This is a genomic window from Actinocatenispora thailandica, assembly GCF_016865425.1.
Classification (GTDB): Bacteria; Actinomycetota; Actinomycetes; order Mycobacteriales; family Micromonosporaceae; genus Actinocatenispora; species Actinocatenispora thailandica.
This window is the reverse complement of the sequence record NZ_AP023355.1, coordinates 43,618-62,752: the sequence shown is the minus strand read 5'-3', so window position 1 is coordinate 62,752 and position 19,135 is coordinate 43,618. Positions and strand designations below refer to the sequence as shown.

21 protein-coding genes are annotated in these 19,135 nt (G+C 73.8%); 12 read left to right on the top strand and 9 right to left on the bottom strand.

The features are described 5' to 3' along the window. The first annotated feature begins 224 nt into the window (after window positions 1–224). The gene (locus Athai_RS00295) at window positions 225–1,064 is read left to right on the top strand and encodes an aminotransferase class IV (RefSeq protein WP_203959591.1); all 840 of its coding nucleotides are present in this window, start codon (window positions 225–227) and stop codon (window positions 1,062–1,064) included. 40 nt (window positions 1,065–1,104) lie between these two features. On the opposite strand, the gene Athai_RS00290 is transcribed toward Athai_RS00295, so the two are convergent. Genes Athai_RS00290 through Athai_RS00285 form a run of 3 tightly spaced genes read right to left on the bottom strand, consistent with a single transcriptional unit; the run spans window position 1,105 to window position 2,672 of the window. Next, on the bottom strand, window positions 1,105–1,722 hold the full coding sequence (locus Athai_RS00290; protein ID WP_420829813.1) for a heme-binding beta-barrel domain-containing protein: 618 nt from the start codon (window positions 1,720–1,722) through the stop codon (window positions 1,105–1,107). Window positions 1,723–1,754: 32 nt separating this feature from the next. Continuing rightward, window positions 1,755–1,853, bottom strand: a complete 99-nt coding sequence (gene mtfM / locus Athai_RS34650; RefSeq protein ID WP_030449476.1) for a small membrane protein MtfM — start codon at window positions 1,851–1,853, stop codon at window positions 1,755–1,757. 27 nt (window positions 1,854–1,880) lie between these two features. Then, window positions 1,881–2,672, bottom strand: a complete 792-nt coding sequence (locus Athai_RS00285; RefSeq protein ID WP_203959590.1) for a hypothetical protein — start codon at window positions 2,670–2,672, stop codon at window positions 1,881–1,883. 204 nt (window positions 2,673–2,876) lie between these two features. Between Athai_RS00285 and Athai_RS00280 the strand changes: the two genes are divergently transcribed. Further along, window positions 2,877–4,460 (top strand): cation:proton antiporter, encoded by a 1,584-nt coding sequence (locus Athai_RS00280; RefSeq protein ID WP_203959589.1) that lies wholly within the window; start codon window positions 2,877–2,879, stop codon window positions 4,458–4,460. A 224-nt stretch (window positions 4,461–4,684) separates the two neighbouring features. Here the strand turns inward: Athai_RS00280 and Athai_RS00275 are convergent, their stop codons facing one another. The 3 genes from Athai_RS00275 to Athai_RS00265 all read right to left on the bottom strand — a co-directional run bounded on the left by Athai_RS00275 (window position 4,685) and on the right by Athai_RS00265 (window position 6,539). After that, the gene (locus Athai_RS00275) at window positions 4,685–4,990 is read right to left on the bottom strand and encodes a DUF1416 domain-containing protein (protein ID WP_203959588.1); all 306 of its coding nucleotides are present in this window, start codon (window positions 4,988–4,990) and stop codon (window positions 4,685–4,687) included. 161 nt (window positions 4,991–5,151) lie between these two features. Beyond that, entirely contained in the window at window positions 5,152–6,006 is an 855-nt protein-coding gene (locus Athai_RS00270; protein WP_203959587.1) for a sulfurtransferase, read from the bottom strand. Between the two features lie 32 nt (window positions 6,007–6,038). Then, the gene (locus tag Athai_RS00265) at window positions 6,039–6,539 is read right to left on the bottom strand and encodes a DUF4395 domain-containing protein (RefSeq protein WP_239156618.1); all 501 of its coding nucleotides are present in this window, start codon (window positions 6,537–6,539) and stop codon (window positions 6,039–6,041) included. Window positions 6,540–7,021: 482 nt separating this feature from the next. Here Athai_RS00265 and Athai_RS00260 point away from each other — a divergent pair, with 482 nt between their 5' ends. Further along, window positions 7,022–7,231 (top strand): hypothetical protein, encoded by a 210-nt coding sequence (locus tag Athai_RS00260; protein WP_203959585.1) that lies wholly within the window; start codon window positions 7,022–7,024, stop codon window positions 7,229–7,231. Further along, complete coding sequence (locus Athai_RS00255; RefSeq protein WP_203959584.1) at window positions 7,231–7,527, top strand: hypothetical protein; 297 nt, start codon at window positions 7,231–7,233, stop codon at window positions 7,525–7,527. The genes Athai_RS00260 and Athai_RS00255 overlap by 1 nt, the downstream gene beginning before the upstream one ends. A gap of 18 nt (window positions 7,528–7,545) precedes the next feature. Here the strand turns inward: Athai_RS00255 and Athai_RS00250 are convergent, their stop codons facing one another. From Athai_RS00250 to Athai_RS00240, 3 genes are all read right to left on the bottom strand, one after another. Next, window positions 7,546–8,019, bottom strand: a complete 474-nt coding sequence (locus Athai_RS00250; protein ID WP_239156617.1) for a TlpA family protein disulfide reductase — start codon at window positions 8,017–8,019, stop codon at window positions 7,546–7,548. A gap of 100 nt (window positions 8,020–8,119) precedes the next feature. Then, on the bottom strand, window positions 8,120–8,902 hold the full coding sequence (locus Athai_RS00245) for an LmeA family phospholipid-binding protein (protein WP_203959583.1): 783 nt from the start codon (window positions 8,900–8,902) through the stop codon (window positions 8,120–8,122). Between the two features lie 262 nt (window positions 8,903–9,164). Continuing rightward, window positions 9,165–11,537 carry a hypothetical protein gene (locus Athai_RS00240; RefSeq protein ID WP_203959582.1) on the bottom strand — a complete coding sequence of 791 codons (2,373 nt, stop codon included), beginning with the start codon at window positions 11,535–11,537 and terminating at the stop codon, window positions 9,165–9,167. Between the two features lie 193 nt (window positions 11,538–11,730). On the opposite strand from Athai_RS00240, the gene Athai_RS00235 reads away from it, so the two are divergent. The 8 genes from Athai_RS00235 (at window position 11,731) to Athai_RS00200 (ending at window position 19,084) form a co-directional block, all read left to right on the top strand. Then, on the top strand, window positions 11,731–12,477 hold the full coding sequence (locus tag Athai_RS00235) for a winged helix-turn-helix transcriptional regulator (RefSeq protein WP_420829753.1): 747 nt from the start codon (window positions 11,731–11,733) through the stop codon (window positions 12,475–12,477). A 58-nt stretch (window positions 12,478–12,535) separates the two neighbouring features. Then, window positions 12,536–13,453, top strand: coding sequence for a mycothiol synthase (mshD, locus tag Athai_RS00230; RefSeq protein ID WP_203959581.1), 918 nt, complete (start codon window positions 12,536–12,538; stop codon window positions 13,451–13,453). Window positions 13,454–13,604: 151 nt separating this feature from the next. Then, window positions 13,605–14,117 carry a SigE family RNA polymerase sigma factor gene (locus tag Athai_RS00225; RefSeq protein WP_203959580.1) on the top strand — a complete coding sequence of 171 codons (513 nt, stop codon included), beginning with the start codon at window positions 13,605–13,607 and terminating at the stop codon, window positions 14,115–14,117. Between the two features lie 79 nt (window positions 14,118–14,196). Continuing rightward, window positions 14,197–15,423 (top strand): hypothetical protein, encoded by a 1,227-nt coding sequence (locus Athai_RS00220; RefSeq protein WP_203959579.1) that lies wholly within the window; start codon window positions 14,197–14,199, stop codon window positions 15,421–15,423. 147 nt (window positions 15,424–15,570) lie between these two features. Further along, on the top strand, window positions 15,571–16,491 hold the full coding sequence (locus tag Athai_RS00215) for an ABC transporter ATP-binding protein (RefSeq protein ID WP_203959578.1): 921 nt from the start codon (window positions 15,571–15,573) through the stop codon (window positions 16,489–16,491). After that, window positions 16,488–17,219: an ABC transporter permease gene (locus Athai_RS00210; RefSeq protein ID WP_203959577.1), complete on the top strand. Its 732-nt coding sequence runs from the start codon at window positions 16,488–16,490 to the stop codon at window positions 17,217–17,219. The genes Athai_RS00215 and Athai_RS00210 overlap by 4 nt, the downstream gene beginning before the upstream one ends. Before the next feature lie 21 nt (window positions 17,220–17,240). Further along, window positions 17,241–18,482 (top strand): sensor histidine kinase, encoded by a 1,242-nt coding sequence (locus Athai_RS00205; RefSeq protein WP_203959576.1) that lies wholly within the window; start codon window positions 17,241–17,243, stop codon window positions 18,480–18,482. Further along, window positions 18,479–19,084: a response regulator transcription factor gene (locus tag Athai_RS00200; RefSeq protein WP_203959575.1), complete on the top strand. Its 606-nt coding sequence runs from the start codon at window positions 18,479–18,481 to the stop codon at window positions 19,082–19,084. The genes Athai_RS00205 and Athai_RS00200 overlap by 4 nt, the downstream gene beginning before the upstream one ends. Window positions 19,085–19,135: the final 51 nt, after the last annotated feature.

The window sequence follows — 19,135 nt, the reverse complement described above, 5'->3', positions numbered from 1 at the left end:
CCATGGGAGTATCTGGAAGGTATCCGGCAAGCGCCCGATGATACGCAGATCGATCCGTGACAGTCGATACCGTCCGGCGAGCGCCGCCGGCAATGGACCGTTGGGCCCGAGGAGACGCACATGCCCGGCCGAAACCACGGAGGGTGATCATTTGGGCCTCCGAGGCCGGTAAAACGGCGGGTGCCATCGCGCAGAGTGCTACCCGTACCGGATAGGGTCGAGCTGTGGAACGAGTCGTCGCGGTCCTGGGCCGCGGAGTCATACCTGCGACCACGCCGATCCTCCGCGCCGACGATCTCGGCGCGGTGCGTGGTGACGGAGTGTTCGAGACCGCGCACGTGCGGTCCGGTCGCCCGTGGCTGTTCGACGAACACCTGGATCGGATGGCGCGCTCGGCGGCCCGGCTCGACCTCGACCTGCCGTCCCGCGCCGAGCTGGCCGGCCTCGCCGACCTGCTCTGCGCGCAGTGGCCCGCCGACACCGAGGGTGCGCTGAAGCTCATCTGCACCCGGGGCCCCGAGCACGGCAGCGGCGTCACCTGCTTCGGCACCCTGACCGAGGTGCCGGACAGCACCCGCGCCGTGCGCCGCACCGGGCTGCGGCTCGGCACCCTGAACCTCGGCCTGGCTGCCGACGCCCGGTCCGCCGCGCCGTGGCTGCTCGGCGGCGCGAAGACCCTGTCGTACGCGATGAACATGGCCTGCCAGCGTTGGGCCGCGGCGGCCGGGCTGGACGACGTGCTCTGGGTGTCGGCGGACGGCTACCTGCTGGAGGCGCCGACCTCGACGCTGGTCTGGCTGGAGCACGGCACGCTCTACACCGTGCCGCAGGCGACCGGCATCCTCTCCGGCACCACGGCGCGCTGGCTGCTCGACCACGTCGACGCGCTCGGCTGGCACGCCGGCGAGCGGATGGTCCGGCAGGACGAGCTGGAGCGCGCCACCGGAGTGTGGCTGACCTCCAGCGTCCGCGGCATCGTCGCGGTCCGCGAACTCGACGGCGTCAAGCTCGCCGACCCCGCCCACACCGACACCCTGCGCGACCTGCTGGGGTTCCCCGCCTAGGCATCGCTGGTTCCGGGTTCGACGGCGATGCGAGGTTCGATCAGCCCGCCACGCGCTCCAGCCGGGCCGACAGGTGCGGGCTCGACTCCTGGCCCATCGCGGTCATGTCGTACGCGTAGAGCAGGGCGCCCTCGACGATCCCGTACAGCCGGTGGCCGGCGGAGACGTCCTTCGCGCTGCCGGACCGCAGGACCGCGTCGGTGCCGACCTCGACCTGGGTGCCGGTCATCCGGCCCAGGTAGAGCTCCATGATGCCGGTGGGATGGGCCAGCTCGACCTCGATCTCGTCGCCGTCCCGGGCGCCGTTCGGGCCGACCTGCGGGCGCCACCAGCCGACCTCACGTGCCGCCGGCCGGATCGGTTTGCGCTCCGCATCCACCAGCCAGGACCGCGACTCGTAGTAGAGGAACGGCCGGCCGTCGTGGCTGAACCGGATCTCCTGGGCGAAGTCGAAGTCCTCGATCGTCGGGTAGCCGCCCTTGCCCCAGCCGCGCCACACCCCGACGTACGGCAGCAGGCCGAGCAGCGAGGGGTGCAGGTCCGGGCCGACCCGCAGGTCGTGCGTCTCCTCGTACGGGTAGGGCGGCGCGGTCTGGGTCGGGAAACCCGGCGGCAACCCCGGCTTCTCGGCCGACTGCTCCGTGCCGGACGGCGGCACGCCGCCCGCCCGCTCCGCGCCGCTGTCCTCGCTCACCGCGCCCTCCCGATCCGTACCGCGAGATATCCGAACGTGCCGGCGAGCACGCCGAACAGCACCACCAACAGGCTGACGAATCCCAGCTCGACCACGGTGCGTGAGTCTACGGGGCGAGCCGGTCAGCGGCACGGTGTGGTGGCCGTGACGGTGAGCCGGTCGCCGTGCGCGGTGACCACCAGGCCGCGCCCGTGGTCGAGGTAGACGTACCGCGAGTCGTCGTGCGTGACCAGCCGGCCCGGCTGCGGGTGGCCGTCCAGGGTGCGGCCGAGCGGCCCGACCGACGACGGCGCGGTCGCTGTCGCGGTGACGGTGGTCGCACCGCAGTCCAGCCCGGTCCGCCGCGTCGTCGCCGGTGTCGCGTCGAACAGCCCGAAGATCCGCGTCGCGGCGCCCTGCCGGGCCGCTCCGGCGGCGGCCAGGAACGCCGGGTACGGCCGGCCGGTGGTGGGCCGGCAGCCGGTGTCGACGGTGGCGATCAGGTGGCCCGGGTCGTTCTCGGCGGCGCGCACCGTCAGTTTCAGGAACGGCGTCGGGTGCCCGACGGTCATCCGGCCGCCGCCGGTGAACGACAGCACCGACTTCGCCCGGAAGCGGGCCGGGAGCCGGCCGGCGAGGCCGGCCAGCCGCGCGGTCGGCCCGTACACGTCGGCGACCAGGGACCACTCGACGCCCTGCCGGGCCGCGGTCAGCGAGCAGACCCCGACCTGCCGGTACGGCCCGACCGCGGTCACCGTGTCCGGCCCGGCAGCCGCCAGCACCGCGGCCATCGCCGCCTGCACCGACGGGCGGGCCGCGGCCGGGCTCTGCTGCTGTTTGACGGTGGGGTGACCGGCGGCCACGAACGCGAGCGCGACCAGCACCACCGCCCACACCGCGACCGTCGCCCACAGCCACCGCGCGCGCCTCGTCACGCGACCATGGTGGCAGCCGGGCGCTCGGGCCCGTCGAGTGGGGAACCACGGCGGGTCGCCCGGCGATCGCCCGGCCCGGCCGACCCGAACCGTTAGGGTCGCTGGCATGGCGGGGGACGCGGTGCCGGTCGGCGGTACGACGGGGCCGGCCGGTGCGCGTGGGTGGGCCCGGGTGGCCGGTGCGGGCGCGGCCGGGGGCGCCGGATGAGCCAGCTCGGCGTGGTGTTCCTGCTGGCCATCGCGACGATCCTGATCACCCCGCTGGCGGAGCGGCTGAAGCTGCCGTACCCGGTGCTGATCACGGTGTTCGGCCTGATCCTCGCGGTCATCCCGAACTCGGTCGTACCGGCGCTCAAGCTCGAACCGGACCTGATCCTGCCGCTGGTGCTGCCCCCGCTGCTGTACGCGGCGACCCAACGCAGCTCGTGGCGCAGCTTCCTGGCGAACGCGCGGCCGATCCTGCTGCTCGCGGTGGCCCTGGTGTTCGTCAGTACCGCCGTGGTCGCCGCGGTGGCGTCCGCGCTGATGCCCGGCCTGCCGTTGGCCGGTGCGATCGCGCTCGGTGCGATCGTCGCGGCACCCGACGCGGCCGCCGCCACCTCGGTCGCGAACCGGCTCAACCTGCCCCGCCGGCTGGTCGCGCTGATCGAGGGCGAGGGGCTGTTCAACGACGTCACCGCGCTGACGCTGTACCAGGTGGCGGTGGCCGGCGTGGTCACCGGCTCGTTCTCGGCGCTGCGGGTCGGCGGCCTGTTCGTCTTCTCGGCGGTCGCGGCCACCGTGATCGGGCTGCTCGTCGGCGTGCTCAGCCGGTACCTGCTGCGCTGGCTGCCGACCGCGACGCTGCAGAGCGGGCTGTCGCTGCTGGTCCCGTTCGTCTCGTACGTGGCGGCCGACCGGCTGGAGGCGTCCGGCGTGCTGGCGGTGCTCGCCACCGGCTTCTACCTGGGGCACTTCGCCGCCGACCCGGACGACGCCGAGGGGCGGCTGCAGAGCCGGTCGTTCTGGGAGGTGGTCGAGCTGCTGGTGACCGGGTTCGCGTTCGGGCTGATCGGCCTGGAGCTGACCGAGGTGTTGCCGCAGCTGCGGCACCACCTGCTCCATCCGCTCATCGACGCCGGGATCGTCTGCGTCGTGGTGATCGGGGTACGGATCGGCTGGATGCTGTTCGCCGGTCTGCTGTCCCGCACCCGGGAACGGATCCGCACCTCCGCCGGTGCCGAGCCGAGCGGCGTGCGCAGCTGGCGGGAGAGCGCGGTACTGGCCTGGTCCGGGATGCGCGGCGTGGTCACCGTCGCGACCGCGCTGGCGCTGCCGCTGGACTTCCCGCAGCGGGCGAACATCCTGCTCATCGCGTTCGCGGTGATCCTGGTGACGCTGGTACTGCAGGGGCTGACGCTGCCGGCGCTGGTCCGGGTGCTGGGCGTGCAGGCGAGCAGCGAGAAGCAGCGCCGGGCGCAGCGGCAGATCGTCGGCGCCGCGGCGAAGGCGGCGCTGCGCCGGTTGCAGGAGCTGACCGACTCCGGCGACGTCCCGCCGGAGCTGTACGACCGGCTGCAGTCCTGGTACCAGGCGGTGCTGAACCGGATGCGGGCCGGCGAGGACCGGGACGACGATCCCGAGCTGGCCCGGCGGCTCGCGATGCGGCACGAGCTGATCGGGTTGGAGGCCGAACTGCTGTCCGCCGCCCGCCGGTCGGTGCTGGAGGCCCGGCAGCAGGGCGCCGACCCGGAGGCCGCCGACCACGTACTGCGACGCCTCGACCTGCGCGCGATCCAGCGCGGCTGACCCGAGAGGCCCCCTTCGTGGCGGCCCTTTGCTCTGCGCACTCGGATGCACCGTCGATGGTGCGTTCAGGTGCCCAGAGCGGCTCTGCGCACTCACCTGCACCGTCGATGGTGCGCTCAGGTGCCCAGAGCGGCTCTGCGCACTCGGATGCACCCGGGTGTGTTGCGCCGACCGAGACACGACGCGGCCCCGGGACCGGGGTCCCGGGGCCGCGTCGTTGGTCGTCAGCGGGTGACGGCCACCTCGACCTCGTTGAGGCCGCGGTCGGCGGTCACCGGCACGTCGCCGTTGCCGGCGCGCGACAGCGCCCGTACGGTCCAGGTGCCGGGCGCGGCGAAGAACCGGAAGGCGCCGTCGTCGGAGGCCACCACCTCCGCGGTGAACTCCCCGGTGCCGTCCAGCAGTCGCACGTACGCGCCGGACACGGTGGCGCCGTCCGCGGTGACGGTACCGGCGATCACGGTCTCCTTGGTCAGGTCGACGCTCGCCGGCAGCGTCGCCGTCTGGTCGGGTGCACCGCAGCTACTCATGCGCTTTCCTCCTTCGTCGGAACCCGCATGAGGCACCAAGACACCCGATGCCCATGAATCGCTCGCTCCCGCTCACTCATGCGCTTTCCTCCTTCGTCGGAACCCGCATGAGGCACCAAGACACCCGATGCCCATGAATCGCTCGCTCCCGCTCGCTCATGTCAGGCCTCCTTGCTACCGGGCTCGTCGCCGAGGGCGACCGGCACGCCGACGAGCGAGCCGTACTCGGTCCACGAGCCGTCGTAGTTCTTCACGTCGGTCTGGCCGAGCAGCTCGTGCAGCGCGAACCAGGTGTGCGACGAGCGCTCCCCGATCCGGCAGTACGCGATGGTCGGCTTGCTGGTGTCGAGCCCGGCCTCGGTGTAGAGCGCGCGCAGCTCGTCGTCGGACTTGAAGGTGCCGTCCTCGTTGGCGGCCTTGCTCCACGGCACGTTCGCCGCGGTCGGTACGTGCCCGGCGCGCTGCGACTGCTCCTGCGGCAGGTGCGCGGGCGCGAGCAGCCGGCCGGCGTACTCGTCGGGCGAGCGGACGTCGATCAGGTTCTTGACGCCGATGGACCCGACGACCTCGTCGCGGAACGCGCGGATCGACAGGTCCTGCGGCTTCGCGGAGTACTGCGTGGCGGCGCGCTGCGGCGCTTCGGTGGTGAGCTGCCGGCCGTCCAGCTCCCACTTCTTCCGGCCACCGTCGAGCAGCTTCACGTCGCCGTGCCCGTACAGCGTGAAGTACCAGTAGGCGTAGGCGGCGAACCAGTTGTTGTTCCCGCCGTACAGCACGACGGTGTCGTCGTTGCCGATGCCCCGGCTGGACAGCAGCTGCTCGAACTGCTGCTGGTTCACGAAGTCGCGGCGTACCGGGTCCTGCAGGTCGGTCCTCCAGTCGAGCTTGATCGCGCCCGGCAGGTGACCGCCGTCGTAGGCGGTGGTGTCCTCGTCGACCTCGACGAAGACGATCCCCGGCTGTCCGAGGTTCTTTTCGGCCCAGTCGGCCGAGACGAGTGCGGTGTCGCGACTCATGATGCGTTCTCCCTAGGTGGTGCGTGCGGCGGTCATGGGGTCGATGGATGGACACGGGCGGCCAGCGGGCGGTGCGTGGCCCGCCGGTACAGCAGGTAGACCTCGCAGCCGAGGCACAACCCGAACGCGGCGTTCAGGAACGCCGCGACCAGCGCCAGGGCGGCGGCGATGACGCCCAACGCGACGACTCCGGTACCGAACCCGACGGTCGCGAGCAGCCCGAACACCAGCCCGACCGCCTGCGCGAACCGCACCGGCGCGACCGGCTCCAGCTCGCCCGGGCGACCCCGGCGCGGGGCGATCAGGTACCGGTAGACCAGTCCGTACGGTGCGGACCGAGGCCCGGCGAGCGCGCCGATCGCGAAGACGACGGTCTGCACCCCGGCCACGATCGCGGCGGCCAGCGGCGACGCGAACGCGAGCACGAGTACGGCGACGAACACCACGGTGGTCACCCAGGCGGCGAACCGCGGGCCCCGCGGGTCGAGCAGCCCGCCCCGCGGCGCCGGGGCCGGCGAGCCGGGTTCGGGCACGGGACGGGAGTCGAGCCCAGAAACGGACTCGGGTTCGGAAACGGACGAGGACGGCATGGCACACCTCCGGCAGACGAAGCAAGCGTCTTTGCGGCGACTATGCCGAAATCAGACCCGCGCATCCACCGCGAGTCAACAGATCGGTACCGATGGTTCGCACACCGTGCTCGAAACGGGCGGAACGATCACCCGGAAATCAGGAGTCGAGCAGCTGCGGGGTGCGCGAAGCGGTCGTCGCCGGTCAGGCCGGGCGGCGACAGAGGCAGGTAGCGACGCGGCAATGGTCGATCGGCCGGCGTCGGGTGAGCAGCGTGCCCATGCCGTGACGCTAACACGCCGGACCGCGGTCACTCACCCTCGAAGTGACCCCGCTCACCGTTCCTCGTCCATGGGCGGCGACCGGTCGGCGCCGGAGCAACGTACCCGTCCGCCCCGCCCCGAGCCGACTGACCGGTTCGGCTCGGATCGGTACGCTGCCCGCCATGACCGTCAAACGCACCATCGTGTTCGACGACGAAGCCGACTTCCTGCTCCGGCAGGTGGCCGCCCGGTCCGGCATCTCGGCGTCCGCCTGGCTGTCCGCCGTGACCCGGCGCGAGGCGCTGCGAACCTGCGCCGCCCCGCAACCCGACGCCGAGCAGCACTGCCGGTACGACGAGCAGGAGTTGTTGGCCGCCGAGGGCGCGGCGTGATGCGCGGCGCGATCTACCGGTACGAACCGAAGGGATCACCGCGCCGTCGCGATGTGCTGATCGTGTCGGCCGACGGCATCAACGACTCCACCCGTAGCTGGCTGTACGCGCTGGACGTGCACGACGGGGACTCCGGCGACCTGCTCACCGTGCGGCTGCCGGACGGCCGCTGGGCGGACGGGTGCTCGCTGACCCGGGTCTACCGGGACTGGCTGGCCGGCCCGCCGCAGGCGCACATCGGCGAGGAGACGCTGCGCGACGTCGAGGCGATGCTGCGCAGCGGCCTGGACCTCTGAGCGCCGCGCCCGGGGCGGTCAGGAGATCTGCGCCGCGCCCGCCGGCTCGGTGAGCAGCGGAGCGATCGCCGCGATCAGCTGCGGTTTGCTCGGCGCCCCGCTGGCGCGCTGCACGGTTCGCCGGCCGGCGCCGATCACGAACAGCGTCGGGGTGCGCAGCACATCCAGCGCCCGGACCTCGTCCAGGTGGCTCTCCGCGTCGACCTCGATGTGCACCACACCGTCGAGCTGGTCGCTCACCTCGGCGCAGATCCGCCGGGTGGCGCGGCACGGCGCGCAGAACGCGGACGAGAACTGCAGCAGCGTCACCGGCGCGTCCGCCGGCACCCCGAGCCGGGCCAGCACCTCGGCCTCGGCATCCTGTTCCGGCACCGGTCCGCCCCCTTGCACCGTCCGCAGCCGACCGTTGCGGCGCTGCCAGAGCAGACCGACGACGGTCGCGGCGGCAAGCACCACCACCGCGACCACGAGACCCATCATCCAGCTCGGCACGCTGTCGACCGTATCGCGCGAGGCGCGAACCGGACAGTGCCCGGACCAGCACCGTGCGCGGAGGCGCCGCCCGGTCGGCGACCGGGCCGGGCTCCCGGGCTCAGTTGGCGAGCGTGACGTCCTGGGCCGACGCGGTGACCTTCAGCCCGTCGGACTGCGGGTCGACGTGGGTCAGCTTCAGCCCGTACGGCAGGCTCGGCAGCTTGATCTGCAGGCCGAGCTGCTGAAGCACGCCGTTCAGCACGTTCTTCGCCGCAGGCGGCAGCTGACTGCCGGTGGTGTGCAGATCGGCGAAGCTGACCCGCAGGCTCTTGCCGTCGTCGCTGAGCGTCGGCTTGGCGGTACCGGTGAGCTTCAGCTCCTGGCCGAGCACGGTGACGGTCATCCGCACGTCGAGCGTGCCGTCCCGCCCGGCCAGCGTGACGTCCTTGACCTCGGACTGGTTGAGCTGCTCCTTGGCCGCCTGGTTGACGTAGCCCCAGCCGATCGTCGCGGTGCCGGACACCGTGTCGGCGGTGATCGGCCCGTTGCCGTTGAGCACGTCGCTGGTCTTGGCGTGCACGCCGCTGGCGGTGATGTCCAGCTTCGGGATGGCGTAGCTCTGCACGGTCAGATCCCGCATGTGCACCAGGATCTTGTCGTACTTCCCCGCCGCGACCTGGGTCAGGAACGGGAAACCGGTGATGTCGGCGGTCGGCTGCACGCCGAGCTTGACGTCCTTGCTCTGCGCCTGGGCGGCCACCTGATCGGCCAGCTTCTGGTTCGCGACCGAGCGACCGACCCGGTCGGCGGCGACGAGCAGCAGCACCACCACGATCAGCAGCACGAGCAGGACGATCGGCGCTTTCCGCCGGGTGCGCTTGGGCTTCGCGTACACAACCACGGGCCCAGGTTGCCAGATGGCCGCACGACCGCAACGCGCGGCATCCGACAAAACACGCAGATCGCCAACCAGGTGTCGATAATCTCGCCGATTCGTCGCCGGCAGCCGGGCTCGGCACGGCCACGCCACCGCCATCCACGCCGCCAACCGCAGCGCTGCCGCCGCGGCGCGGCACCTCAGCGCGGCACCTCGGCGCGGCACCTCGGCGCTGCCGCCGCGGCGCGGCACCTCGGCGCCGCCAGGTCACTGCGGCGCCGCCAGGTCACTGCGGCGGCAGGAGCACCAGCCAGCCCAGGACGAACGCGATCGGCGCGGCGAGGGCCGCCGCCACCGCCGGCCCCAGCACGAACCGAGCCGGCCAACGGTGCGGCGGCTCACCGGACAGCTCCCGGCCGGAGCTGCCGAAGCTGACCCCGATGTCGGCCAGCACCGCGGCCAACCCCATCAACAGCCCGGCCACCGCAGCATGCAGACCGGGCAGGCCGGCCTGCTGACCGGCGACGAAGCCGACGACGGTACCGGCCACCACCCCGCCGGCGACCACCCCGATCACGCCCCGGGCCACCGGCGCGCTGGCCCGCGGTACGTGCCAGATCAGGTCGACCAGCCGCGCCACGACCACCGCGGCGCCGGCCGCGCCGAGCAGCGGTACCAGCGCCTTCGTCCCCTGGTCCAGCCGGGCCAGCATCAGCACCGCCGGCACCGCGACCGTGCAGGTGACGGCGAACATGGTGGAGGCCAGCGAGTCGGTGATCCGGGTCCGGCCGGCACCGCGGGCGAGCTGCCCGGCGGCCGCGGCGAGCAGCCCGCCGGCCAGCACGTACCCGAACGGTGCGAGCGACACCGCCGCGCCGTACTGGCCGAACCAGTCGGCGACGAAGCCGGCGCCCAGCGCGACCACCGCGACCACCGCCGCCCCCGGCCGACGGGTACCGAACACCCAGCTCAGCACCAGCACGACCTGGACCAGAGCGCCCGCGGCAACGCCGATCGGCGCACCGAGCCGGCCCGCCGCGATCAGGGCACCGAACAGCACGACCGCGACGACCGCGTTGACCGCCGCAGCGGTCCGGTCCGCCGGCACCGGCTGCAGCGACGCCAGCGCGGCGGCTTCCTCCGCGGCGGGGCCGCCGGGCCCGGCCGGTGCTGCCGCGGGCCAGTCGTCCGCCCGCCGCGGGTCCGCACCGTACGGCTGCGGGGCACCGGCCCCCAGCGGCTCGCCGTACCGATCGCCTTCCTCGGCCGGTTCGCCGTAGGCATCGGGCCCGCCGTAGGCATCGGGCCCGCCATGGGCATCGCCCCCGCCGTAGGCATCGGGGCTGCCATGGGCATCGCGGCCGCCGTAGGCATCGGGCCCGCCGTAGGCATCGCGGCCGCCATGGGCATCGGGGCTGCCAAAGGCATCGCCCGGGTGGTAGGCATCGCCCGGATTGGGGCCCGCGCCGTACGGGTCCCCCGGCGACGGCCGCCCGCCACCGGGGTCGTCGGCTCCGGGCCGCCCGCCGTAGCCGTCGACCTGCCCGTACGGATCGGCCGAGCCGGCTGGCGAGGTGTACCCGTCGCCGGGGCGGGCCGCCGGGGAGTGCCGGTCGGCGGAACCCGGACCGGCACCGTACGGGTCGGGCCGGGCCGCGTCGCCGTACCCGTCGGGTGGGACCGGCTCCCCGTACCCGTCGGGTGCGACCGGCTCCCCGTACCGGTCGGGTGCGACCGGCTCCCCGTACCGGTCGGGTGGGACCGGCTCCCCGTACCGGTCGGGTGCGACCGGGTCCGCGTACCCGCCGTCGGGTGCGACCGGCTCGCCGTACCGGTCGGGCTCGCCCCGCCGATAACCCTCGGCCGGCCCCTGGGGCGCGCCGGCCCGGTACCGGTCGGGTGCCCCGGCGGCCCGGCCCGGCGCGTCCGACCAGCGGTCGGCGTACCGGTCGGGTTCGTCGTCGTACCGCGGCTGGGCGGCGGTCGGCGGGCCGGGCTCGTCGCGGTACGGCGGTCGGCCCGCAGCGACCGGGCCGGGCTCGTCGCGGTACCGCGGTTGTGCGGCGGTCGCCGGGCCAGGCTCGTCGTCGGACGGTGGTGGGACGAACCAGTCACCGCCGGCGTCCCGCCAGCCGCCCGGACCGGTATCCGGCGACACAGCGTCACCGTTGCGTCCCACCGGGTCAGCGCCCACGAGGCCAGCGTAGTGGCCGGGGCGGTCGGCGCCGGGCGGTTCCGCCTGGTAGCGGCCGGGCGAGCGCAGGTCGGCGAACGGGTCCGGCGCTCCGCGCGGCGAGTCCGGGCCGAGGTCCTCGCCCGGGCCCGCCGGCGCAGGCGGGCCCGGGTAGGTCGGGGCGCGGTCGGCGGGCGCGGCATCGAAGTACGGCGCGTTCGGGCCCGGCCCGCCGCCGGAGAACCGGCCGGAGGAGCCCGGGTCGGCGCCACCGGGCGCGGCCCCGAACCAGTCGACCCGGGACGCGTCGTCCGGCATCGGCAGGTCCCGCCGCCCGTCGTCCGCGGCGTCGTCGCGCAGCGAACCGGCAGCACCGTCGCGCAGCGAGTCGGCAGCACCGTCGTGGGACGAGCCGAACCAGTCGGGATCGTACTGGTATCGACCGGTTCCGTCGCCGGGTGGGCGGGATGGCGGGTTCGCGGACACGCAGCGATGGTGCCAGAGCCGCGCCGCCGGAGGCGAACCTGTGACAGATCACAACCTGCGTCGATGGACGGTTCCGGTAACCTTTGTCGACAGAGCACCCCGTCAGCGCCGTCGGGAGACCTGACCAGCCACGGCCCCTGGGCCGCCGTCCGAGCCGCTGCGCCCGGACGGACGAGCGGGAGGTGTCCACCCCGTGGAGATTCTCGTCCTGACCGACTCCGCCGATCCCACGAGCGCGCCGCAGGGCGACCGGGCCGGTGCCGGGCCGGTGCTGCCCGCCCTCGACCTGCTCCCGCACCAGGTGCGGGCCGCCGAACTCGGTGTGTCCGCGCTGCTGTCCGGTCCGACGCCGGACGCGGTGCTGGTCGACGCCCGGTCCGACCTGGCCGGCGCCCGCGCCACCTGCCGGCTGCTCGCCGCGGCAGGTCAGGGCGTGCCGCTGATCGCGGTCGTGACCGGCGCCGGGCTCATCGCGGTCGCCGCCGACTGGGGCATCGACGACGTGGTGCTGGCCGGCGCCGAGCCGGCCGAGGTGGAGGCGCGGCTGCGGCTCGCGGCCGGCCGGGCGGCGCTCGCCGCGGACGGCGACGCGGAGCTGGTGCGGTCCGGCGACCTGGTCATCGACCCGGCGACGTACTCGGTGCGGCTGCGCGGGACGCCGCTGGACCTGACGTACAAGGAGTTCGAGCTGCTGAAGTTCCTGGCCCAGCACCCGGGCCGGGTGTTCACCCGCGACCAGCTGTTGCGCGAGGTGTGGGGCTACGACTACTTCGGCGGTACCCGCACCGTCGACGTGCACGTCCGGCGGCTGCGGGCGAAGCTGGGCAGCGAGTACGAGTCGATGATCGGCACGGTGCGGCAGGTGGGCTACAAGTTCATCGCCGCGCAGCCACCGCGGCAGCTCCCGGACGTCGACCCGGCGCCCGCCCCGGTGCACTGACCTGACCCGGCGGCCGGTCCGGCGGGTGCTGCCGCCCCCGGCCTTCTACCGTAGGGCCATGAGTATCGGGGCCGCTGACATCGCGGTGACCACGGTCGGTCAGGTGTCCGTCGACGCCCGGGACGAGGTGCGGGAACTTGCCGACATCGCCGGGGTGGCCGACGGTGTCGCGCCGCTGTCCGAATCGTTCCAGCTGCGCCTGGCGCACGGCGGTACCGAGGTGCTGCACCTGCTGGCGCGCGCCGGCAGCGTGCTCGTCGGGTACGCGCAGCTCGACGTCGCCGGTGGCGAGGCGGAGCTGGTGGTGCACCCGGCGTACCGGCGGCGCGGGGTCGGCCGCACCCTGCTGCGGGCGCTGGTCGAGGCAGCCGGGCCGGACGCGCCGCTGTCGATGTGGGCGCACGGGGACCACCCGTCGGCCACCGCGCTGGGCTGGCCGGCGGGCTTTCGGCGGTACCGGGTGCTGTGGCAGCTGCGCCGCGATCTGACCGGGCCGCTGCCGGAGGTGCCGGTACCGGACGGGGTCCGGATCCGCGCGTTCGAGCCCGGCGTGGACGAGGACGCCTGGCTGCACGTCAACGCGCGGGCTTTCGCCGAGCATCCGGACCAGGGCCGGTGGACCCGGGAGGACCTGCTGCTGCGGGAGTCCGAGCCGTGGTTCGACCCGGCCGGGTTCCTGCTCGCCGAGGACGCCACCGGCCGGCTCGTCGGGTTCCACTGGACGAAGGTGCACGACGAGGGCGACCACCAGGTCGGCGAGGTGTACGTGCTGGGCATCGACCCGGACGCGCAGGGCGGCGGCCTCGGCGCGGCGCTGACCGCGGCCGGGCTGCGCTACCTGCGGGACGCCCGCGGCCTGGACACGGTGTTGCTGTACGTGGACGAGGACAACCCGCGCGCGGTGGCGCTCTACCGCAAGGCCGGCTTCACCCAGTGGGTCACCGACGTCGCCCTGCACCGCAACCCCACCCCCTGACCCACCACCCGTCCCGGCCACCGCGGGTCGATCATGGCGTTGTCTTGGTAGGCAAGCGCTCTCCCGACGGACAACGCCACGATCGACCCGGAGAGACGGCGGGGTCCCAACCTTTCGGGGCGTGGTTTGCGTTCTGGGGGTGGAGGTGGACGTGGGCGATCGGGAGCGGGACCGCGGTGAGTTCAGTGCCTTCGTGCAGCGCCGGCAGCACCGGCTGCTGCGCGCCGCGTACCTGATCGTCGGGGACGAACGGCTGGCCGAGGACCTGCTGCAGAACGCGCTGATCAAGCTCGCCGACCGCTGGCCGCGGGTGCGCGAGGGCAACCCGGAGGCGTACCTGCGCACCACCCTGTACCGCGACGCCGTGTCCTGGTGGCGCCGGCATCGGCGGGAACGGCTGGTGGCCGCGCCGCCGGAGCCGCCGGCCGGCGCCGATCCGGCGGACCGGGTCACGCTGCGGCTGCTGTTCGCGCAGGCGCTCGCCGCGCTCACCGCCAAGCAACGCGCGGTCCTGGTACTGCGGTACTTCGAGGACCGTTCCGAACGGGAGGCTGCCGAGATCCTCGGCGTGTCGGTCGGCACGGTCAAGAGCCAGACCAGCGCCGCGCTCCGGCGGATCGTCGAGCTGTCCCCCGACCTGGCCGCGGCGGTGGGACGTGACTGAGCGAGCAGGCCAGGGCCGTGGCGCCTCGTACCTCGTCGGCCTGCCGGCGAAGGAGGAGGGCGGCGAAGGAGGACGGGCGATGAGTGAACAGCAGTTGCGGGATCTGTTGCGGGACAAGGCAGCGCCGGTGGAACCGCCGGCGCTGGCGGAGTCGTCCTGGCGACTCGCCGCGCTACGCCGGCGCCGCCGCCACGCCACCATCGGCACCGTCGCCGCGGTATTGGCGGTCGCCCTGCTCGGCACCGGCGCGCTCGGCGGCGGCCTGCCCACCACGACCCAGCACCCGTCCCAGCCGGCGCACCGGTCCACCGGCGACAGCGCGGCGGACGCGCTGCCGCTGGCCGCGACCCGGTTGCCGCGCACCGTCGACACCGACCCGGCGCACGCCGAACCGCTGTCCACCCACCCGGTCAGGCACGCGCTCGGGCTGTTCGCCGCGTACCCGGCCGGCTGGCCGCAGGTGCTGCCCCGGACCTCGGTCGTGCTGGTACTGGGCGACGACGGCCGGATGCGCCGGATCGACACGGTGACCGTGCTCGGCAGCCGGGACGGGTACGAGCCGGCGCCGCTCGCCCCCGGCGCGCTGAACTCGGCCGGTACCCGGGCGGCGTTCCCGCAACCGGACGGCACCGTGCTGACCGTCGACCTGACCGGCACCGGGCACCGCTCGTACCGGTTGGAGACCGGCACGGTGGAGTCGCTGTGGTGGAACGGCGATGCCGAGATCGTGGTGAGCACCAGCGAGTTGACCCGGGTACTCGATCTGGCTACCGGGCACAGCCGGCTGCTGCCGTTCGGCGACGCGCTGATGCCGCGGTACCCGAAGCCCGGTGCCGGTTTCCTCGCCATGCCGGTGGACCATCCGGCCGGCTCCATCGGACCGTACAGCGTCGGGGTCGACGTGCAGAGCTACGACGAACGCGGCCACCGGAAGGGGTTCACCGGATCCTGGAACGGGTTGCACGGCTGGTACGGACCAGGCGTCACGAACGGCTCGTGGGCGGTCCGGGCGTCCACCGGCACTCGGGTCGATCCGAACGCTCAGGACGACTCCGTGGTCGCAGTGCCGGTGAACGGGAACAACAACCCGGGCCCGGTGGTGGTCACCTGCCCGGGCGGGAACGGGCGGCACCAGAAGGGATCCTGTGTACCGCTGGGCTGGGCCGGCACCGACCGGCTGCTGGTGCTCGACCACATGCACACCCGGCACCAGCTGCTCTCGGTGGACCTGCGTACCGAGAAGGTGTCCGCGGTGGCCCGGCTGACCGGCGACGCCCAGGTCGCCATCCGCCCCGGCGGGTACTGAACCGCCCGCAACGTCGCCGGTCGCCGAGCGGCCTCGGCCGAGCACGGCTGCCGAGCCGCGCCGGCACCTTCGGTAGGACATTTGTCCTGGCGGAGTGGGGACACGGCGGCCTGCCGGTGGGGTCGGCGGATTCGTAGCGTCGTAGCCATGCAGAACACGGATGCGGTGCGGTTTCGCGGAGTGTCCTTCCGCTACGGCCAGGTGCGGGCGGTGTCCGACCTGGACCTGACCATCCCTTGTGGACAGACAGTGGCGCTGCTCGGCCCGAACGGCGCCGGCAAGTCCACCACGATCGCGATGCTGCTCGGCCTGCTCGCACCGGCCGCCGGCCGGGTGGAGCTGTTCGGCACCAGCCCGAACGCCGCCAGCACCGCCGGCAAGGTCGGCGCCATGCTGCAGGAGACCGAGCTGCTGCCGCGGGTCACCGTGGCCGAGCTGCTCGCGTTCGTGCGGCGGCTCTACCCGCACCCGATGCCGCTCGACGAGCTGGTCCGGCTGGCCGACCTGGACGGGCTGCTCGGCCGGCGGCTGGAGAAGCTGTCCGGCGGCCAGTCGCAGCGGGTCAAGTTCGCCGCCGCCATCGCGGGCCGGCCCGACCTGCTGGTGCTGGACGAGCCGACCGCGGCGATGGACGTCGAGTCCCGGCACGGCTTCTGGCGCGCGATGCGCCGGTACGCCCGGGAGGGGCACACGGTGCTGTTCTCCACCCACTACGTCGAGGAGGCGGACGAGAGCGCCGACCGGGTCGTGGTCGTCGCCGGCGGGCGGCTGATCGCCGACGGCACGCCGGCCGCGATCCGCCGCTCGGTCGCCACCCACAACGTCGGAATCGCGGTACCGGTGGAGGGGACCGCGGGGCTGGACCGGCTGCCGGCGGTCACCGCGGTGGAGATCCGCGGTGACCGCGCCTACCTCAGTACCGACGACGCGGACGCCACCGTGCTGGCCCTCGCCGCGTCCGGCCTGCTGCACGAGCTGGAGGTCCGCGGCGCCCGGCTGGAGGACGCCTACCTCGCCCTGACCGCCGGCGACGGCACCGAACCGATCCTCGAAGGGGCACAGCGATGACCGGCTACCTGAAGCTCGAGATCCGCCGGCTGCTGCGCAGCCCCGGCTACCTGATGTCCAGCCTGGCCATGCCGCTGGTGATGTACCTGGTGATCTCCAACCTGTACGGCGGGTCCGGGGCGGAACGCCACCAGATCGCCGTGTACCTGATGGTCAGCATGGCCGGGTTCGGTGCGGTCGGGGCCGCGCTGACCAACGGCATGTCGGTGGTCGCCGACCGGGCGAACGGCTGGCTGCGCCAGCTGCGGATCACGCCGCTGGACGCGCGCCGGGTCGTGGTGGCCCGCGGGCTGACCGGGATGCTCGCCGGGCTGCCCGGCATCCTCGCGGTCTGCGTGGTCGGCGGCGCGCTCAACGGGGTACACCTGCCGATGATCCAGTGGGTCGGGGTGATCGCCCTGCTCTGGCTCGGGTTGGCCCCGTTCGCGCTGCTCGGCCTCGGCGTCGGCTACCTGGTGTCGGTTCCCGCGGCTGGTCCGGTCACGATGGTGCTCAACTTCGCGATGTCGATCCTCGGCGGCCTCTGGATGCCGGCCACGCTGTTCCCGCACACCCTGCGGACGATCAGCCGGTTCGTCCCGACCTTCGGATACGCGAACATCTCCCGGCAGATCGCGTTCCACTCGGCGCCACACCTCGCCGACGTCGCGGTACTCGCCGGCTGGCTGGTGGCGTTCGCCGCGCTGGCGATGCTCGCGTACCGGCGGGCCGGCCGCCGCGCCGCCTGAGGCACCGGGACGATGAGGGGCATGAACTTGCTGGCACGGCTGTCGCGGCGGGTCGACGCGATCGAGGCGCGGTCGCTGGCGCGGTCCCGGGAGCAGATCCGCAGCGGCACCGACCGCAAACCGGACGGCCGGGTCGGCCGCGGCGGCCTGCTCGTCTGGCTGGCGCTGCTGGTCTTCCCGATGGTCGTCGCGGTGAGCAACGCGCAGTGGCTCGCCGTGGTGGGGCTGTTGGTCCTCGGCGGCACGATGACCACCGCGATGCGGCTGGCCCCGGCCGGCCGGTCCCAGCTCGCCCGGTACCTGCTGCTGCTCCCGCTGCTGGCGCTGACGCTGGCCGTCGGACGGGTGGTGCCCGGCTCCGGCGGCCTGCTGGTGGTGCTGCCGGCACAGGCCGCGGCGATGATCCTGCCGATGGTGATCCCGTCGTTCGTCGGGGTCCTGGTGGTCTCGGTGCTGAGCATCGTCGTGCTCGGCGGGCACGGCGGCATGGACTACGCCAGCATCGCGCTCGCTGCCTGGATGTCCGGCCTGGTGATGTTCATCTTGCGGCGGTTCTTCACCACCATCGGGCTGCTGCGGGAGGCGCGGGAGGAGCTGGCCCGGGCCGCGGTCGCGGACGAGCGGACCCGGTTCGCCCGGGACCTGCACGACCTGCTCGGCCACACGCTGTCGGTGATCGTGGTCAAGGCGCAGGTGGTGCGGCGGCTGGTGGACCGGGACGCCACCCAGGCGGCGGCCGCCGCCGCCGACATCGAGACGATCGGCCGGCAGGCGCTGGTGGAGGTGCGGGAGACCGTCACCGGGTACCGGCAGCGCGGGCTCGCCGCCGAACTCGACGGCGCCCGCGCCGCGCTCGCCGACGCGGGCGTCACCGCCACCGTGCGGCGCGCCGCCGGCGACCTGGACGATGCGGCGGACGCCCTGCTCGGTTGGGCGGTACGGGAAGGCACCACCAACGTGATCCGGCACTCGGCGGCGACGCACTGCACGATCAGCCTGCGCTACGCCGACGGCCGGGCGGTCCTGCAGATCGCCGACGACGGTACCGGCGCCGCCCGCACCGAACCGGCCGGCGCCGACGGTGCACCGGCCGGGCCCGGTGCCGCTTCGGCCGGGCTCGGCGGGTTGGGCGGTGGGAACGGGCTGCGCGGCCTGGCCGAGCGGTTCGCGGCGGCCGGCGGCACCGTGCACACCGCCGGTGGCCGGCACGGGTTCACGCTGAGCGTGACCGTCCCGGTGACGGTTGGCAGGATGGACCCGTGATCCGGGTACTGCTGGCCGAGGACCAGGGCATGATGCGCGGCGCGCTGGCCACCCTGCTCGAGCTGGAAGACGACATCGACGTGGTCGGGCTGCTCGCCCGCGGTGACGAGGTGGTCGGGGCCTGCACCAGGCTGTCCCCGGACGTCGCCGTGCTCGACATCGAGATGCCGGGCCGCAGCGGGCTGGACGCCGCCGCCGAGCTGGCCACCGCGGTACCGTCCTGCCGGGTGCTGATCGTGACCACCTTCGGCCGCCCCGGTTACCTGCGCCGGGCGATGGACGCCGGCGCCCGCGGGTTCCTGATCAAGGACAGCCCGGTCGAGCAACTGGCCGACGCGATCCGCCGGGTCGTCGCGGGCGAGACGGTCGTCGACCCGACGCTCGCGGCCGCCGCGCTGCGGGCCGGCCCGAACCCGCTGTCCGCCCGGGAGCGCGACGTGCTCGCCGCCTCCGCGGACGGCGCCACGATCGCCGACATCGCCCGCGCGCTGCACCTGTCCGAGAGCACCGTGCGCAACTACCTGTCCGCCGCCATCGGCAAGACCAACACCCGCAACCGGATCGAAGCCCTCAACGCCGCCCGCACCAACGGCTGGCTCTGACCCGACCATCGCGTCCACGGTCCTTCCGCAACGGACCGCATCAAGACACCA

Coding starts and splice junctions, on each gene's coding strand:
- Athai_RS00255 (WP_203959584.1), top strand. CDS start 7,231: ATGCGCGGCGCGATCTACCGGTACGAACCGAAGGGATCACCGCGCCGT.
- Athai_RS00215 (WP_203959578.1), top strand. CDS start 15,571: ATGCAGAACACGGATGCGGTGCGGTTTCGCGGAGTGTCCTTCCGCTAC.
- Athai_RS00280 (WP_203959589.1), top strand. CDS start 2,877: ATGAGCCAGCTCGGCGTGGTGTTCCTGCTGGCCATCGCGACGATCCTG.
- Athai_RS00260 (WP_203959585.1), top strand. CDS start 7,022: ATGACCGTCAAACGCACCATCGTGTTCGACGACGAAGCCGACTTCCTG.
- Athai_RS00220 (WP_203959579.1), top strand. CDS start 14,197: ATGAGTGAACAGCAGTTGCGGGATCTGTTGCGGGACAAGGCAGCGCCG.
- Athai_RS00275 (WP_203959588.1), bottom strand. CDS start 4,990: ATGAGTAGCTGCGGTGCACCCGACCAGACGGCGACGCTGCCGGCGAGC.
- mshD (WP_203959581.1), top strand. CDS start 12,536: ATGAGTATCGGGGCCGCTGACATCGCGGTGACCACGGTCGGTCAGGTG.
- Athai_RS00210 (WP_203959577.1), top strand. CDS start 16,488: ATGACCGGCTACCTGAAGCTCGAGATCCGCCGGCTGCTGCGCAGCCCC.
- Athai_RS00205 (WP_203959576.1), top strand. CDS start 17,241: ATGAACTTGCTGGCACGGCTGTCGCGGCGGGTCGACGCGATCGAGGCG.
- Athai_RS00270 (WP_203959587.1), bottom strand. CDS start 6,006: ATGAGTCGCGACACCGCACTCGTCTCGGCCGACTGGGCCGAAAAGAAC.